We start from the raw sequence: 16797 nt of genomic DNA on the forward strand, positions 1-16797 counted from the left end.
AAAGAGTGATCGTTATAGACAACTACGATTCGTTCGTTTACAACATCGTTCAGTACATCGGTGAGGTAGAACCAGACTGTGAAATCGAAGTCTTCAGAAACGACGAGATAACGATCGAAGAGATAGAGAGAAAAAATCCCACTCACATAGTTATATCTCCTGGCCCCGGAAGACCCGAAGAAGCGGGTATCTCCGTTGATGTTGTGAGGCACTTCAGCGGGAAGGTTCCAATACTCGGTGTGTGTCTTGGACACCAGGTGATCGGCTACGCTTTTGGTGGAAAGATCGTGCATGCAAAGAGGATTCTTCATGGAAAGACATCGAAGATCGTACACAACGGAAAGGGTGTATTCTCTGGTGTGAAAAATCCACTCGTTGCTACGCGGTACCATTCACTCGTTGTTGAAGAGGCATCCCTTCCTGAAGTTCTGGAAATCACCGCCAAAAGTGACGATGGAGAGATCATGGGACTCCAGCACAAAGAACACCCAACCTTTGGAGTTCAGTTTCATCCAGAATCCGTGCTGACCGAAGAAGGAAAGAGAATCATAAAGAACTTCCTGAACATCCAGGATATTCAGGTAAAGAAAGTTTCCGAAGAAACGGAAATTGACATCGTTTCCGCTCTCAAGAAACTCGTAGAATTTGAAGATCTCACTTTTGAAGAGAGCCGTCAGGTGATGAACTTCATCATGTCCGGGAATGCCACGGACGCTCAAATTGCAGGTTTCCTTGTGGCACTCAGGATGAAAGAGGAAACGGGAGACGAACTCGGTGGAATGGCCAGCGTCATGCGAGAAAAATCGATTCATATAAAAGCACCTTCTCCAAGAACGGTCGACACCTGCGGAACCGGTGGAGACGGTTTTGGCACGTTCAACATTTCAACGACAACGGCCTTTGTCGTTGCTGCGGCTGGTATTCCCGTTGCAAAACACGGTAACCGATCTGTCTCAAGCAAGGTGGGGAGTGCCGACGTTCTCGAAGCCGGTGGGTACAAACTTGAAAAGACACCGGAGGAGATGGAAAGAGAGCTCAAAGAAACCGGTTTTTCTTTCCTTTTCGCACCGCTTCTTCATCCAGCGATGAAGCACGTGATGCCCGCGAGAAGACAGCTGAAGATAAGGACGGCTTTCAACCTTCTTGGTCCCATAACGAACCCTGCCAGGGTGAAGTACCAGGTGGTGGGGGTCTTCGATCTTTCTTTCGCTTCCAAACTCGCAACGGCCCTTCAACGTCTTGGTACGGAACGCTCGGCAGTGGTCAACGGAGGTTTCACAGACGAACTCACCACGTGTGGTAAGAACAACCTACTCCTCGTTACTCAGGAAGAGATCGTCCCCATGGTGCTGGATCCCGAAGAACTCGGATTGAAGAGTGGAGACCCCGAGGAGCTGAAAGGTCCTTCCGATCCCAAAGAGGCGTACCGGATGATGGAAAGTGTTCTGAAAGGAGAAGCCAGCAGAACACAGGTGGAGACGGTGGCTCTGAACGCAGGGGTTGTTTTCTGGCTGGTGGGTGAATGTGACACCATAAAGGACGGTGTCGGGAAGGCTCTCGATCTCATCAGAACGGGTGAGGCCTACAAAAAATTGAGGGAGGTAATGGACTATCAGAAGACTCTGGGAAATAGTTGAAGCCAAAAAGAAAGATATTCTGGAGATAGACGGCGAGAACTTGATCGTTCAAAGAAGAAACCACAGATTTCTGGAGGTTCTGTCGGGAAAAGAGAGAGTGAAGATCATAGCGGAATTCAAGAAGGCTTCTCCATCTGCTGGAGATATAAACGCTGATGCTTCTCTGGAAGATTTCATAAGGATGTACGACGAGCTGGCGGATGCGATCAGCATCCTCACGGAAAAGCACTATTTCAAAGGAGATCCTGCCTTCGTAAGAGCGGCGAGAAACTTGACCTGCAGACCCATTCTCGCTAAGGACTTCTATATAGACACGGTCCAGGTGAAACTGGCTTCCAGTGTGGGAGCGGACGCCATCCTTATAATTGCTCGAATACTCACTGCAGAGCAGATAAAAGAGATCTATGAAGCGGCGGAAGAGCTCGGAATGGACAGTCTCGTAGAAGTCCACTCCAGAGAAGATCTGGAGAAGGTCTTTTCGGTGATCAGACCGAAGATAATCGGTATCAACACGAGAGATCTGGACACTTTCGAGATAAAGAAAAATGTGCTGTGGGAACTTCTACCACTCGTGCCGGATGATACGGTTGTGGTCGCTGAAAGTGGCATAAAAGATCCCAGAGAACTCAAGGATCTGCGGGGGAAAGTGAACGCTGTTCTCGTTGGTACATCCATCATGAAAGCCGAAAATCCAAGAAGATTTCTAGAAGAGATGAGAGCATGGTCAGAGTGAAAATCTGCGGGATAACGAACCTGGAAGATGCACTGTTTTCTGTGGAGAGTGGTGCTGACGCTGTGGGATTCGTTTTCTATCCTAAGAGCAAAAGGTACATCTCTCCTGAGGATGCCAGGAGGATTTCTGTTGAATTACCTCCTTTCGTTTTTCGTGTGGGGGTCTTTGTGAACGAAGAACCAGAAAAGATTCTGGATGTGGCCTCTTATGTTCAGCTGAACGCGGTCCAGCTACATGGAGAAGAACCGATCGAACTGTGCAGAAAAATAGCGGAGAGAATCCTGGTGATAAAAGCAGTTGGAGTTTCGAACGAAAGGGATATGGAACGTGCTTTGAATTACAGGGAATTTCCGATTCTTCTCGATACGAAGACACCGGAGTATGGAGGAAGCGGAAAAACGTTCGACTGGTCTCTGATCCTCCCGTACAGGGACCGGTTCAGGTATCTCGTGCTATCGGGAGGTTTGAATCCTGAGAACGTCAGAAGTGCGATAGACGTGGTTAGACCTTTCGCGGTGGATGTGTCTTCCGGTGTTGAGGCCTTTCCGGGAAAGAAAGATCACGATTCAATAAAGATGTTCATTAAAAATGCAAAGGGGTTGTGAGAATGAAAGGTTACTTCGGTCCTTACGGAGGTCAGTACGTTCCCGAGATTCTCATGCCCGCACTCGAGGAACTTGAGGCGGCTTACGAGGAAATCATGAAGGATGAATCGTTCTGGAAAGAGTTCAACGACCTTCTAAGGGATTACGCTGGACGCCCCACTCCTCTTTACTTTGCCAGAAGGTTGAGTGAAAAGTACGGTGCCAGGATCTATTTGAAGCGCGAAGATCTTCTTCACACAGGCGCTCACAAGATAAACAACGCCATAGGTCAGGTGCTTCTCGCAAAAAAGATGGGAAAAACAAGAATAATAGCGGAAACAGGAGCGGGACAGCACGGTGTTGCCACTGCAACGGCTGCCGCGCTCTTTGGAATGGAGTGCGTCATATACATGGGCGAAGAAGACACGATCAGACAGAAACCTAACGTTGAGAGGATGAAACTTCTCGGTGCGAAAGTGGTCCCTGTGAAGAGCGGAAGCAGAACGCTGAAAGACGCCATAAACGAAGCTCTTCGGGACTGGATCACGAACCTTCAGACCACCTACTACGTCATTGGATCCGTCGTGGGACCTCACCCGTATCCGATCATAGTGAGAAACTTTCAGAAGGTGATTGGTGAGGAAACAAAAAAGCAGATCCTTGAGAAGGAAGGGAGATTGCCGGATTACATCGTTGCGTGCGTTGGAGGAGGAAGCAACGCCGCCGGTATATTCTACCCGTTCATAGATTCCGGTGTGAAGCTGATCGGAGTGGAAGCCGGTGGAGAAGGCCTCGAAACCGGAAAGCACGCAGCTTCTCTTCTCAAAGGGAAAATTGGATACCTACACGGAAGTAAGACCTTCGTTCTTCAAGATGACTGGGGCCAGGTTCAGGTGACACACTCGGTTTCGGCGGGACTGGACTATTCCGGTGTGGGGCCTGAACATGCTTATTGGAGGGAGACTGGAAAAGTTCTGTACGATGCGGTGACGGATGAAGAAGCTCTCGATGCCTTCATCGAACTTTCAAGGCTGGAAGGGATCATTCCAGCACTCGAAAGCTCTCACGCACTGGCTTACCTGAAGAAGATCAATATAAAGGGTAAGGTCGTCGTTGTGAACCTTTCAGGGCGCGGCGACAAGGATTTAGAATCAGTTTTGAACCATCCGTACGTCAGGGAGAGGATAAGATGAAGGGCTTTATTGCATACATCCCCGCTGGATTTCCCGATCTTGAAACAACAAGGAAAATACTGATCGCTCTCAACGAACTCGGCATCACAGGTGTGGAGATAGGAGTTCCGTTCTCCGATCCGGTCGCAGACGGTCCTGTTATTCAGCTTGCCCACAGCGTGGCTTTGAGAAACGGTGTCACTATAAAAAAGATTCTGGAGATGCTGAGTGAAATATCTGTTGATTACGATCTCTACCTGATGAGTTATCTGAATCCGATAGTGAACTATCCAGAGGGAAAAGAAAAACTCCTCGATGAATTGAAAAAACTCGGTGTGAAGGGCTTGATCATACCTGACCTGCCCTTGAGGGAGGTAAAGAACGTCGATATAGCGTATCCCATAGTTCCCTTCGTTGCACCGAACACCAAAGACGAGGAAATAGATTTGATCAATTCCGTTCAGGCTCCGTTCGTCTATTACATATCCCGGTACGGTGTCACAGGTGAGAGGGAAGACCTTCCTTTCGCGGATCACATAAAGAGGGTGAAAGAAAGAATAAAACTTCCTCTCTTCGTGGGTTTTGGAATCTCCAGGCACGAACAGGTGAAAAAGGTGTGGGAGATCGCCGACGGTGTGATCGTCGGAAGTGCTCTTGTGAGAATAATGGAAGAAAATCCGAAGGATGAGATTCCCAGGAAGGTTGTTGAGAAAGTAAAAGAACTCCTCGGAAAATGAAAACCCCGCCCGCGCGGGGTTTTTCACACGTATTGGTAACCATCCACGATCTTTCTTTCGCTCATCAAGTGTCTCTGGACGTACTGACCACAGTTACTGCCGATCTTGTTCTCCTCGAGTTCACCGATACTCAGGATCACTTCAAAACCAGCTTTTTTGAGCTCCTCTATGAAGTTCCGATGCTTCAGAAGTTCTTTTCTTTCGACGTCAACATCTGAATTCAGATTGTTCTCCTTTGAACGATAGGTGGGGTTCACCGGTGTGATTTTCACAAGGAACTTCTCGGGATCGAAAACTCTTATGATGACTTTCGGGTCCAGCGAGTACTCCTGTGCCACAGCGAAATTCAAGGTGATTTTTCTGTCGTTTTCTTTCACGAACCGCTTTCCGAACTCTGATATCTTTTCGAGAGACCATTTTTTGACGGGAATGATTTGGTCTCTTTCTTTCTCGTCTGTAGAGTGAATGGAAAACTGAAGCTGGAACTTACCTCTGTAGTGTTTTTCCTTTATTTTAAGAAGATCTTCGAAGAAAGAATCCGTCCCGCAAGGGGCAACTGTGGAGATCGAAGGCATCAGTCCCGGTGCTTCGTACCTTGCTGGAAGTTCCTTCAGAACATCGAGAACGGCTTCGTTCAGTGCGGGCTCTCCCATCCTTGCAAATTGTATTTTGAACTTCTCCGAAGGGATCCTTCCGTTTGGGTACCTGCTCTTCACCAGAAAATCGATCTGTTCGAAGATTTCATCGGCGGAGAGTTTACCTCTGTAGAAACCTCCAGCGTCGCACATGAGACATCCCACGGGACATCCAGCGAGTGTTGAAACGATGAGAACCCATTTCTTTTCGCGGGGAACGGGGGGCTGAATCGATTCAACGAATTCCACCAGATTTCCCCTGGAAGTTTCTCCAAGATACACGTATGCGACTTCTTCTTTTCCTACTCTCTTGAGAATTTTCACAGCTTTTACCTCCCCAGGAATATGTTCCTTTTCAGAAGATCTCCCACAGTCGTGATCTCACCGTGGCCAGGACACACGAGCCAGTCCTCTGGAAGATTTTTGAAGAACTCTTTCACCTTTTTCAGTGTGGTTCTCATTTCCTCTTCCGATCCTCCAAGGTCTATCCTTCCGATCGTGTCGGCAAAGACCGTATCTCCGGTGAAAACCACTCCGTCGAAGATGATGAATCGAGACCCTTTTGTATGGCCTGGCACCTTGAGTGTTCTGAAGTGAAGATCAATGCTCTCCCATGGAAGATCAACGATCACCGGATGGTCCATGAAATCACTGGAAAGGTTCGCGGCAGGATCTGTCAGCATGAAGGCGTCTTCGGGAGAGATGAAAAGACCTCTTACATCCAGTTCCAGGATTCCCGATATGTGGTCACAGTGGCCGTGTGTGACGAGGACAACGACTGGCTTGCTGACGAATTGAGAGATCCCTTCTCCTGGATCTATCACGTAGAGAGTACCATCAATCTCAAACACGTATGTGTTTACATCGAACGGCGGCGAAGTTGTGTATCTACCGACTTTCATATTGTTCCCTCTCTTCTCAGGATCTCCATCGCTGTTTCGATGGCACTGCCCATCGCTATCGATACCTGCCTGAAGCCACCTCTCGCATCTCCGACGATGAAATTTCTTTCTCCAGGTTCAACGAAAGAAGTGTTTGGAACCCTGCCTACAGACAAAAGGAGAGCGTCGAAGGTGAAAACACCGTGTTCTGTTTTCAGTTTAACCATTTTGCTTTCTTCTTCCACTTTGAGGATGGGGCATCTTTCATGATAATAGAATTTCTCGTATTTTTTCGCTCTCTCGACCAGAAGGGGAAGCGCTCTGATTCTGCTGCCTCTGTTGAAAAGATGTACCTCTTTTCCTCTCACAAGAGCGTTCAAAGCACTGTCGAATGCAGCGTCTCCTGCTCCATAGATTGCGAGTTTTTCGAATTCTGGAAGATCGATGAACTCATAGACCACCTTCTCAGATACTTCGAACTCTGGAATTCTCCTTGGAATCGTGCCGCTTGCAACGATCACGTAGTCGAACGAATGAATTTCTCTTTCTGTCAGAATTTTTTCGTTTTCCACTTTTACAACTTCTTCCCATATGAGTTCAGCACCAGATTCAAATAATCTTTTCTCCAGTGTTTTGCAGATCTCTTCACCGGAGGCTGGAGGCAAAACCGGGATGTTTTCAACGAGATGGGCGTTCCGCAAAAGTCCTCCCACCCTGTTTTTTTCGAACACTGTAACGTGAACGTTGTACCTCCTCAGAAACACAGCGGCTGCTACTCCCGCTGGCCCTGCTCCAACGATTCCAACGCGCACAGGATCTCCTCCGTCTTAGCGATGTACGCAACTCCATGTGCCAGGTTTTTCAGTGAAGAGAAGTGGTACCATTCGTTTTTATCCCACAGAGCGTCTTCCACCATTATCACTTCGAAGTTTCTCACAAAAGCGCTTCGGGCTGTAGTTTCACAGCAAAGATGTGTCATCACACCTGTTATGATCAGCTGGTTGACGTTTCTTGCTCTGAGCTCTTCTTCGAGTTTCGTTGAATAAAACGCGTCGTACGTGTTCTTTTCAAAAAGAAGAACATCGGAAAAAACGGGAACGGCCCACCTTTTATCCACTTCGTTTCCCCACCACTTCTTCATCATCGGAGACGCTCCCACGTGGACCGTGGCTATCACGGGAAGTTTCGCTCTTTCGAAGGAGATCTTCAGTTTTCTGATGTTTTCGATAGCAACCTCCACTCCCCGAAGGTATGCTGGGGAGTCAGGAGAGGTGAAATAATTTTGAAGATCGATGATGAGAAGTGCCGGCCTTTTCAAAGTGAATCTTTTCTTTTCTCTTTCTGGGAAATAAAACATACTACATCAAGAGTTTGAGTACGTTTCCCGCATTTTCCATTCTGAAGAGAATTCCGGTCAGTGCCGTCTGTCTCAAAATGTCTTCCTTCGTTGACTCGAGGAGAAGTTCTGCCACGCTCGGTTCGAAAAGGCTTTCTGTTTTGAAGAGCTCCGTGTAGCTGTTCATCACACTTCTTGCTGAAGACTCCAGCCTGTTCATCCAGGATCCAACGTTTCCTCTGATCTGAGAGATGTTTTCCAGAGCTTGATCTATGGTTTCAAGAGATCTTTGTGCTCCTTCGAAGGTGGAAAGGTCCACTTCAAACAGTTCGGAGAGAGTCTCTTCGAGGTTTGGTATGTTCACCGTTACGTTCTGTCCTTCATTGGGTCCAGTTTGGATCACAAGGTTTCGAACGTCTCCGGCGAGCACCCTCTGTTCGTTGTAAGTTGTCTGCTGGATAATCCTTTTCACACCGCGCATTATCTCCTCGTATTCTTTCTGTATCATGGATCTTTCTGCGTCTGTGAGAGTAGCGTTCGAAGCCTGAACGGCGAGTTCTCTTGCCCTCTGAAGCGCTGTTGATATGCTTTCAAGTCCCGCGTCAGTCGTGTTCAAAAGGCCCATTCCGTTGTATATCTGAGAGAGAGTCGCTTTGTATCCTTCTATCTGTCCTCTCAATTTCTGCTGAACGGCAAGTTCAGATACTGTGTTGAAGAGGAAACTTCCCGGTGTGGGGGCTTTTCTTTCAAGGCTGAGTTGCTGAATGTACCGCATCAGACTTACGTCGTTCACCCTCATCCTAAATCCCCCCTTTCCATAATGAATTTTATCAGAACGTGCAAAGAAAACTACGTGATAAGAATAGTAAAGAACGACTGGCTTTACAAATCATCCGCGATCTTGTCAGCGAAAGCCAAACTGGAAAGATCGTGGTGAAAGATCTCAACATTTAAGGCAAAGCGCTGTGGGATCAAAGTGATAAAAGCAAGCAGATACTATCCCTCAAGTCAGCTATGCAGTGAATGTGGATACATAAATAAAGAAGCCAAAGAGTGGAGCGCATCATGATAGGGACGCTGCAAAGAATCTAGCCAGGTATGGCTTGATGCTATCAGTAGGGCGGGAGCCGTCCGAGTTCATGCCCGTTGACCGTGCTCTGGCGGCGGAACCTAAAAAGGGTCTACGAGCCATCACGGGTTGAAGCAGAAAACCCTACCTCATAGGAGGCAGGATGGTTCACCATTCGTATCTTTTCATTCTAAGAAGGAGCAGAGCCGCTGCAAACTGTATTACGAAAGAGAACAGTATCAGATAGAACCGGTTGATATCATAGAGTGTTCCCATGATCCACGATCCAGAGAACCAGAAAACACCGTACACGGTGAAGAACATTCCGTAAGCGAATCCACGCTTTTCTGCAGGTACGATCTTCGCTACAACCGCTCTCATGATCGATTCCTGCGCTCCCATACCGATTCCCCAGAGAATCACTCCGGCAAAGATGAGCGGAAAGCTGTTTGAAAAGGAAAGCACGGGAAAGAAAGAAGAGAGAAGAACCGCGTAGGCCAGGGCAACGAAACCCTTTTTATCGAACAAATGACCGAAAACCAGCGCAGCCACCGCATCCACGGCCATCGCGAGTGAGTAAGTCGCAGGAACGAAGAAATCTTTTGCGACTTCGAAACTCTTCATGTGGTATGCGATGATGGGAAAATCAGCGAAAGCAAAGGCCACCATAGAAACGATGGTAAGATAGAACCAGTAAGTCTTTCCCAGATTTCGATCCACTGGATTGTCTTTCTTCTTTTTCATTTCCTGAGGAGCCGGGAAAGTTATACGTGCTGTGAGGAGAAGAACCATTGCAACGAGAGCCGGTATGAGAAGAATGAAGAAGCAGAACCTGTAGCTTTTTCCAAATGCGAGGGCGAATGTGAGCGCAAGAGGTCCCAAGATGGCACCGATCTGATCTAGCGCCTCATGAATGCCAAAGCCTTTGCCCATTCCAACTTCTTCCGAAGCGAAAGAGAGCAAGACATCCCTTGCGGGAGTTCTCAGGGCCTTCCCAAATCTTTCGGCGATGATGAGAACAAGCGCTGTCTGCCAGTTTCCTGCAAGCGCGAGAGCCGGTACCGCAAAGAGATTTATCGCGTATCCCAGGATGGTGAAAAGCCAGTACTTTCGTGTTTTATCGCTCAGAATTCCCGAAATCAATCTGAAGGCGTATCCTGTGAGTTCACCGAGCCCTACGGCAAATCCAAGAGCGGCGGCGCTCGCTCCCAGTGTCTTCATGAACGGTCCGATGATGCTCCTTGCCCCTTCGTAAGTAACGTCCGCGAAAAGACTGACCAGCCCCAAAAGCACGATGAATAGGAAGGCCTTTTTTCTGGACATAACATCCCTCCTCACCGGGGTTTTCTTAAAGAATAGTATAATGTAGTTGGAGGGATAAAAATGAAGTGGATCGAAATTTACGAAAAACTCGTGAACATCGACACAGGGCCCGATCTTCCATTCGAGGAGAAGCTGAGACGAACGTCGTTTCTGACAGAGATTCTCGAAGACCTTGGTTTCAGAGTGGAGAAAAGGGGAGCCGCTTACGTGGCCTTCCGCGGAAAACCGCCTTACGTTACCCTCATAGGACATCTCGACACCGTCTTTCCCGAAGGTGAATCGAAGAGAAGACCTTTCACAATAGAAGGAAACATCGCCAAGGGTCCTGGTGTTTGTGACATGAAAGGAGGAGTTGTGATCCTCCTTGAGTCTTTGAAAAGATTCCTCCAACAGAACGACACCGATCTCTGCGTGGTTCTGAACGTGGATGAAGAGCTGGGATCACCGCTCAGTGGAGAAGTGTTCAAAGAAGTTTCCGGTATGAGTTCTCACTGTCTATCCTTCGAGCCGGGAAGAGAAAACGGAGAATTCATATCCTCCAGGAAGGGAATCATCTCACTGTGGTTGTTCGCTCGCGGAAAAAAAGGACACGCTTCAAGACTGGACGAAGGAGCCAACGCGATCGTTGAACTGGCTTTCAAAGCGGTGGAACTCTTTTCATTGAACGGGAGATTTCCAAACCTTACTCTGAATCCAACAATCGTAAAGGGTGGTGCGGAAAGCAACGTGACACCGGACAAAGCAGAGGTTTATTTCGATGTCAGGTACTACGACGACAAAGAGTACGAGTTTCTCGAAGAAACACTGAAACGACTCTCTGCTGTACATCCTGAAGCGAACGTTTCTTACACCTTGAAACTCAGAAGGCTTCCCATGAAAGAAGATCCTGATTTTGTGAACATCGTGAAGATGTCTGCCGAAGAGATTGGAATGACTGTGAGTTTTGTGAGGGCAACGGGTGGAGGAGACGTGGCGTTTTTCTCGCAGAACGGCGTTCCTTCCATAGACGGTCTGGGTATTCCCGGTGGTAAGATGCACTCCGAGGATGAATACGCAAGACTCGATCAATTTGAAGATAGAGTGAATCTGGTTGTACATCTTTTGAGAAAACTTGGAGGTGAAAAAAATGTTCGTTGATACAACCTTAAGAGATGGACATCAATCTCTGATCGCGACGAGGATGAGAACGGAAGATATGCTGCCTGCTCTCGAAGCGTTCGACAGAATGAATTTTCACTCCATGGAAGTCTGGGGAGGAGCAACCTTCGATGTCGCCGTTAGATTTCTGAACGAAAATCCATGGGAGAGGTTGAAAAAGATAAGAGAGGGTTTGAAGAACACGAAGATTCAGATGCTTCTGAGAGGACAGAATCTCGTTGGCTACAGGCACTACGCGGACGATGTTGTGGAGCTTTTCATAAAGAAAGTGGCGGAGTATGGACTGGATATCATACGTATCTTCGATGCGCTGAACGATGAAAGAAACCTGCAGAAATCTATTGAAGAGTCAAAAAAGCACGGTCTTCATGTTCAGGTAGCGATCAGTTACACGGTGAGTCCTGTCCACACTCTCGATTACTATCTTGACTTCGCAAGAAAACTTCTGGATATGGGAGTGGACTCGATTTGTATAAAGGACATGGCGGGGCTTCTCACTCCAAAAAGGGCTTACGAACTCGTCAGGGCTTTGAAGGAGAAATTCGGTGTTCCCGTTGAGGTCCATTCTCACTGTACCACGGGCTTTGCTCCCCTTGCGTATCAAGCGGCTTACGAAGCAGGGGCGGATTTCTTCGATACGGCTATTTCTCCGTTTTCCATGGGAACGTCTCAGCCAACTTTTGAAACCATGTATTACGCTTTCAGAGGAAACGGAAAAGAGGATTTTGACAGAGAAGCGCTGAAGTTTCTGGTGGATCATTTCACGAAGGTGAGAATGAAATACATCGAGTACGATGTGGGGATGAAGTATCCAGATTCGAGGATCATATTCTCGCAGATTCCCGGTGGTATGTACTCCAACCTTCTCAAGCAGCTGAAGGAGCAGAGGATGGAACACTTGCTTGATAAGGTGCTCGAGGAGGTTCCGAGGGTCCAAAAAGACCTCGGTTATCCACCACTCGTTACACCAACGAGTCAGATCGTGGGTGTTCAGGCGTTTCTCAACGTGGTCTATGGTAGATACGAGCGGATAACCAACGAAACGAGGAATTATGTGAAAGGACTCTATGGTAGGCCACCCGCACCGATCGATCCAGAACTGATGAGAAAGATTCTTGGTGATGAGAAACCCATAGATTGCAGACCTGCTGATCTTTTGGAACCCGAACTGGACAAAACAAGGAAAGAATTGGGAATTCTTGTTGAAACGGACGAAGACCTTCTCATCGCTGTGATCCTGGGAGAGGTAGGCAAGAAATTTTTGAGGAAGAAGTACGAGGAGAAGATCGGCGTGGACTTCAACTATCTCGAATCTCTCTCTGACTTTACCGATGACATGCCGGTGTATCCAGTGTAAATCTCAAAAACGTTGTGATTTCCTTCTCTCCTGTAAGCGATTCTGAAGCCATGCATTTCGAAAAATTCCCTTGCGAGGTACAGGCCCAGTCCTGTGCCTTTGCTTTTTTTCTTTTTCTCAAAAAGATTTGCACGTACCTCATAGGGGATCTCTGGCCCGGGACCTTTCACGATGATCCTGTCTTTTTTCACGTGGACCTCCACCGGTCCTGAATACTTCACAGCGTTTTCTATCACGTTGTAAAAGGCCCTGAAAAGCTTCATGGGATCAGCTTCGACTTCCACGACGTCATCGTACTTGAAAATGACTTTTCCTGGGAATTTTTCCACCACGTCGTTCACGAGCTCGACGAGATTAACCGGCTCTTTTCTCAACCTTTCAAGACCAGCTTCGAGCTTGGCGAATTCGTAGAATTCTTCTATGATCTTCTGTAAATTTTCGTCCTCAACCTCATTCCATACGAGCGATTTCACATCGTGCACAAAACCTGTGACGATGTCTTTCAATTTTTCCGTTTCTTTTTCCTGAATCAGCGAATTTTCGACTACCGAATTCACCTCTTCGGCGAGTTTTGTGATCTCATCGTTCAGGAAATCTTCGAATCGATTTTTTCTGGCTACAGCTTCTCTGAGCTTCCTCAGTCTGCTGGTCACCAGAATATGAGTAGCGAGACTAACAAAGAGCGCTGAAAAGAAAGAGAAAATAACGACATCCACAAAGTTCATTCTGTTTCCCCAGAAGATTCCAAGTAAGGCTATATTCACAAGAAAGGTGATGAGAAAGGTTCTCAGAGATATCATCTTTCTCCCCCCGTGAACATGTAACCCACACCCCAGATAGTCTTTATATATCGAGGACGGTTTGGGTCGTCCTCTATGGCTTTTCTGATTCTCTTTATGACTGTGTCTACAACCCTTGGTGAGACAGGGTCTTCCCAAAAGGTTTCCAGGAGTTTTTCACGCGTGACGACTTTCCCGGCGTTTTCTGCGAGAAAGAGCAGTATCTCGAATTCTTTTTTGGGAAGATGTATTCTTTTCCCCTTCAAAAACACAGTAAAACCAGAGGCATCTATCTTCAGATCTCCGAAGTCGTACAGTCCCTTCTTTTCCCTCTCCAAAAATCTTTTCACTCTCACGAGGAGAATCTCTGGATTGAACGGTTTTGTCACGTAGTCGTCCGCCCCCGCTTCGAATCCTTTCAGAACGCTTTCATCATCGGAAAGGAGCGTTAGGAGTATCACCCAGGTTTCGGGTCGGGTTTCTTTTATCATCCTGCAGATCTCGTAACCACTGTAGTCTGGAAGCATGACGTCCAGAACCACAACATGAAAGACTTCCTCGTCGTTCAAAAAATCCTCTCCTGTGAGGAAGGTCTTCACCCGTCCCAACTGCTGGAGTTTTTCACTCACCGTTTTCAGAATATTCTTGTCGTCATCCACAACGGCTATCTTCCACATCATGAGAATTTTAGCATTGGAAGGAAAGAAACGAAAGCAATGATCACAATGACCGGACCAGGTGGCAGGTCAAGAGTGTAGGCGGTCAGAAACCCCGCGAAGAAAACGCCGGTGCTGAAGATGACGGATATTGTTGTGAGTGACCAAAAAGACTTTCCAAATATTTTCGAAACGAGACCAGGAAGGATCAGAAGGGCACCTGTGAGGATCACACCAACCACTTTAACGGTCGTCACCACGGTGATAGCGATGAACGAGGTGATCAGAAAACGGATGAGATCTGTTTTTATGCCATAAAACCTGGCCATTTTTTCATCCACTATGAAATACTTGATGTCCCATCTGAACACCACGGTGAGGATCACGTTCAGGGCAAGGACAACGGCCGTTATCGCGACGTCGGTGCTGTTCACAAGAAGCACGTCACCGAACAGATATCCCATCACATCTGTCTGATACCTTCCCGAAACAGAGAAGAGAACCACTCCAACGGCCATGAAGAAGGGAAGGAGGATACCTATGGCACTGCTTTCGCTGATCCTGGAGCGAGAAAAGAGACTTACCGCAAAAGCGAAAAGAAGAGCCGTGGCAAAGGCGATCAATCTGTGATCCGCTCCGATGAGAGTGGCTGCGGCAAGCCCGGCAAAGACTGCGTGTGCGGTTCCGTCTCCTATGAACTCCATCCTTCTAAAAACCACTATTGGAGAAACAAGGCCCGATAAAGACGCGACCAGGATTCCCCCAACGAAAGCTGTCCTTAAGAAACTGTACTCAGCGAGATCGTGAAAGAAGCTCAATCTCTCTCCCTCCCATGGTAGATCTCGTAGTGTCTTGTTCCTCTGATCCATATGTCGAAGTCTGTGAAGATTTTCTTGAGGTCTTCAGGGTTGATCGTTTCAGTTGGACCATGGCAGTGAAGGGTCCTGTTGAGACACATGATGGTGCTGCATTCTTTGAACACCATTCCGATGTCGTGGCTGATCATGATGACTGTGATATTTTTTTCTTTCCTCAATCGGTTCAGAAGCTCGTAAAAGGAAGCCTTTCCCATTTCATCCACTCCAGCCTCAGGTTCATCCAATACGAGAATATCCGGATCTGAAAGAAGGGCCCTTGCGAGTGAGAGTCTCTGGAATTCACCACCTGAGAGGTTCTTTATCGGATCGTTTTCTTTGTGAAGGATCCCCACATCTTTCAAGGTCGATCTCACCTTTCCCCAGTCTATCTTTCTGTACCTGCCGTACATTCCCATCGCAGCGAACTCTTTTACGGTGATGGGAAACTCTCTCTGAACCTGATGGAGCTGTGGAAGGTAACCTATCTTCCCCCTGACTTTTACCTTGCCTTCATAATTCTTTATCTCCCCCACCAGAATTCTCACAAGTGTGGTTTTTCCTGCTCCGTTCGGGCCGATTATCCCAACGAATTCACCTTCTTCCACGGAGAAGGTTATATTCTTCAGGATCTCAAAATCGTTTATTCTGTAGGTCAGATTCTTCACTTCCACGATTTTCATTTCAACGCCTCCTGGATCACAGAAAGATTCTTCCTCAGGAGTTCCACGATCGTCTTTTCTCCGTTCACTCCGAGGGGATCGAGCACGAAGCTTTTCATTCTCAGTTCTTTTTCGAGGCTCGAAAGAATCTCTGCCGGCTGCTGCGGTTCTCTGAACAGGGCAGCAATCTGTTCTTTTTTCCTGAGGATCTCTTTGATCGTGGAAAAACTCGTGCTGTGTTCATGACCGCTGGAGAGTGGTATCAATTCCAGGCCGAATTCCTTGAAGAAGTACGTAAAACTCGGATGAGCCATCACTACCGTTTTTCCGGTGTAAGGGAGGAGTGTTTTGAAGGAATCTCTGATCACGGTGTCTAGGTCGCTTATGATCTCTTCTGCTTTCTGTTTTATTTCGCTCTTTTTTTCTGGGAATTTTTCGATGAGAACCTGGTACAGTCCAGGAACGATGTAGTATTTGAGGAAGAAAGGATCGAGCCAGATGTGAGGGTTCTCGTCGATGAGAAGAAGTGCTGGAATGAAGTCTGAAACGAAAACTGTCTTTTCTTTGTATTTTTCCAAATACGTTTCCAATCCGAGTCCGTTCGCTACGATCAGATCCGATTCTTCCAGAGTCTTAGCGTCGGAAGGCTTTAGTGAAAACAAGTGTGGATTTGCTCCAGGGGGAACAAGGAGCTTTACGCTCGCTGTATCACCGAGTAGCTGAGAAACGATGAGATAGTACGGGTTTATCGTGGTCACGATAGTTTTGCCGAAACTCAAAACAGCGACAATGAGTACTAGAAGGAGAAGAATCCTCTTCATTTTTCCACCTCCTTTTTGCATTCCTTACAGATTCCGTGAATCAAAAACAGATGACTTTCTTCAGAGAAATCGTACTTTTTCTGGAGTTTTTCAAGAAATTCATCCACGCATTCTTCGAAAGGAAAGAGCTTCCCGCATTTCTCACAGATCAAAAAGTGATAGTGTCTTTTCTTCTTGAAGAAGTATCTCGGGCCACCCACACTGAAAGAACCCACGAGGTTTCTTTCCTCTAAAAACTTCAATGCCCTGTAGACCGTGGAGAGGTTCACATCCAGTTTTCGATGTATCTCCTCGGCAGTGAGAGGGACTCTGGAAGATTCGATTATCTCAAGAACGGCTTCCCTGTTTTTTGTCATCCTCATACTCTCACCTGCAAATGCAAAGCATTTGCAAGTTATATTGT

At 47.3% G+C, this 16797-nt stretch carries 20 protein-coding genes; 8 read left to right on the plus strand and 12 right to left on the minus strand.

The annotated features are described in order from the left end of the window. Window positions 1–5 precede the first annotated feature (5 nt). From T2812B_RS04215 to trpA, 5 genes are read left to right on the plus strand one after another with little or no spacing between them, the layout of a single operon-like run. Entirely contained in the window at window positions 6–1637 is a 1632-nt protein-coding gene (locus T2812B_RS04215) for a bifunctional anthranilate synthase component II/anthranilate phosphoribosyltransferase (RefSeq protein ID WP_024103750.1), read from the plus strand. Further along, the gene (locus T2812B_RS04220) at window positions 1612–2370 is read left to right on the plus strand and encodes an indole-3-glycerol-phosphate synthase (protein ID WP_015646085.1); all 759 of its coding nucleotides are present in this window, start codon (window positions 1612–1614) and stop codon (window positions 2368–2370) included. The genes T2812B_RS04215 and T2812B_RS04220 overlap by 26 nt, the downstream gene beginning before the upstream one ends. Further along, window positions 2358–2975, plus strand: coding sequence for a phosphoribosylanthranilate isomerase (locus T2812B_RS04225; protein WP_004082737.1), 618 nt, complete (start codon window positions 2358–2360; stop codon window positions 2973–2975). The genes T2812B_RS04220 and T2812B_RS04225 overlap by 13 nt, the downstream gene beginning before the upstream one ends. A 2-nt stretch (window positions 2976–2977) precedes the next feature. Next, on the plus strand, window positions 2978–4147 hold the full coding sequence (gene trpB, locus T2812B_RS04230; RefSeq protein ID WP_004082734.1) for a tryptophan synthase subunit beta: 1170 nt from the start codon (window positions 2978–2980) through the stop codon (window positions 4145–4147). Further along, entirely contained in the window at window positions 4144–4863 is a 720-nt protein-coding gene (gene trpA, locus T2812B_RS04235) for a tryptophan synthase subunit alpha (protein WP_004082732.1), read from the plus strand. Before trpB ends, trpA begins: the two co-directional genes overlap by 4 nt. A 23-nt stretch (window positions 4864–4886) precedes the next feature. Here trpA and T2812B_RS04240 read toward each other — a convergent pair whose 3' ends face one another. From T2812B_RS04240 to T2812B_RS04260, 5 genes are read right to left on the minus strand one after another with little or no spacing between them, the layout of a single operon-like run. Then, window positions 4887–5822 carry a hypothetical protein gene (locus T2812B_RS04240; protein ID WP_008194003.1) on the minus strand — a complete coding sequence of 312 codons (936 nt, stop codon included), beginning with the start codon at window positions 5820–5822 and terminating at the stop codon, window positions 4887–4889. 5 nt (window positions 5823–5827) lie between these two features. Beyond that, entirely contained in the window at window positions 5828–6400 is a 573-nt protein-coding gene (locus T2812B_RS04245; protein ID WP_008194005.1) for an MBL fold metallo-hydrolase, read from the minus strand. Continuing rightward, window positions 6397–7191: an NAD(P)/FAD-dependent oxidoreductase gene (locus tag T2812B_RS04250; protein ID WP_008194007.1), complete on the minus strand. Its 795-nt coding sequence runs from the start codon at window positions 7189–7191 to the stop codon at window positions 6397–6399. Before T2812B_RS04250 ends, T2812B_RS04245 begins: the two co-directional genes overlap by 4 nt. Beyond that, window positions 7152–7736, minus strand: coding sequence for an isochorismatase family protein (locus T2812B_RS04255; RefSeq protein ID WP_008194008.1), 585 nt, complete (start codon window positions 7734–7736; stop codon window positions 7152–7154). The genes T2812B_RS04250 and T2812B_RS04255 overlap by 40 nt, the downstream gene beginning before the upstream one ends. A 1-nt stretch (window position 7737) precedes the next feature. Continuing rightward, window positions 7738–8514, minus strand: a complete 777-nt coding sequence (locus tag T2812B_RS04260) for a flagellin (protein WP_008194010.1) — start codon at window positions 8512–8514, stop codon at window positions 7738–7740. A 177-nt stretch (window positions 8515–8691) separates the two neighbouring features. Here T2812B_RS04260 and T2812B_RS09810 point away from each other — a divergent pair, with 177 nt between their 5' ends. Continuing rightward, window positions 8692–8784 carry a transposase gene (locus tag T2812B_RS09810; protein ID WP_231556600.1) on the plus strand — a complete coding sequence of 31 codons (93 nt, stop codon included), beginning with the start codon at window positions 8692–8694 and terminating at the stop codon, window positions 8782–8784. A gap of 168 nt (window positions 8785–8952) precedes the next feature. Here T2812B_RS09810 and T2812B_RS04265 read toward each other — a convergent pair whose 3' ends face one another. Further along, window positions 8953–10107, minus strand: coding sequence for an MFS transporter (locus T2812B_RS04265; RefSeq protein WP_008194012.1), 1155 nt, complete (start codon window positions 10105–10107; stop codon window positions 8953–8955). 60 nt (window positions 10108–10167) lie between these two features. Here T2812B_RS04265 and T2812B_RS04270 point away from each other — a divergent pair, with 60 nt between their 5' ends. Beyond that, entirely contained in the window at window positions 10168–11244 is a 1077-nt protein-coding gene (locus tag T2812B_RS04270) for a M20 family metallopeptidase (RefSeq protein WP_008194013.1), read from the plus strand. After that, window positions 11234–12622, plus strand: coding sequence for a pyruvate carboxylase subunit B (locus T2812B_RS04275; protein ID WP_004082715.1), 1389 nt, complete (start codon window positions 11234–11236; stop codon window positions 12620–12622). The genes T2812B_RS04270 and T2812B_RS04275 overlap by 11 nt, the downstream gene beginning before the upstream one ends. Here the strand turns inward: T2812B_RS04275 and T2812B_RS04280 are convergent. From T2812B_RS04280 to T2812B_RS04305, 6 genes are read right to left on the minus strand one after another with little or no spacing between them, the layout of a single operon-like run. Continuing rightward, a complete protein-coding gene (locus tag T2812B_RS04280) occupies window positions 12568–13422 on the minus strand; it encodes a sensor histidine kinase KdpD (protein WP_008194015.1) in 855 nt (284 codons plus the stop codon). The genes T2812B_RS04275 and T2812B_RS04280 overlap by 55 nt on opposite strands. After that, complete coding sequence (locus T2812B_RS04285; protein ID WP_008194017.1) at window positions 13419–14081, minus strand: response regulator transcription factor; 663 nt, start codon at window positions 14079–14081, stop codon at window positions 13419–13421. Before T2812B_RS04285 ends, T2812B_RS04280 begins: the two co-directional genes overlap by 4 nt. Then, window positions 14078–14875, minus strand: coding sequence for a metal ABC transporter permease (locus T2812B_RS04290; RefSeq protein ID WP_008194019.1), 798 nt, complete (start codon window positions 14873–14875; stop codon window positions 14078–14080). Before T2812B_RS04290 ends, T2812B_RS04285 begins: the two co-directional genes overlap by 4 nt. After that, window positions 14872–15594, minus strand: coding sequence for a metal ABC transporter ATP-binding protein (locus T2812B_RS04295; RefSeq protein ID WP_008194021.1), 723 nt, complete (start codon window positions 15592–15594; stop codon window positions 14872–14874). Before T2812B_RS04295 ends, T2812B_RS04290 begins: the two co-directional genes overlap by 4 nt. Next, window positions 15591–16394, minus strand: a complete 804-nt coding sequence (locus T2812B_RS04300) for a metal ABC transporter substrate-binding protein (protein ID WP_008194023.1) — start codon at window positions 16392–16394, stop codon at window positions 15591–15593. The genes T2812B_RS04295 and T2812B_RS04300 overlap by 4 nt, the downstream gene beginning before the upstream one ends. Then, window positions 16391–16756: a Fur family transcriptional regulator gene (locus tag T2812B_RS04305; protein ID WP_008194026.1), complete on the minus strand. Its 366-nt coding sequence runs from the start codon at window positions 16754–16756 to the stop codon at window positions 16391–16393. The genes T2812B_RS04300 and T2812B_RS04305 overlap by 4 nt, the downstream gene beginning before the upstream one ends. Window positions 16757–16797 lie beyond the last annotated feature (41 nt).

It is taken from the genome of Thermotoga sp. 2812B, assembly GCF_000789335.1.
Lineage (GTDB): Bacteria > Thermotogota > Thermotogae > Thermotogales > Thermotogaceae > Thermotoga > Thermotoga maritima.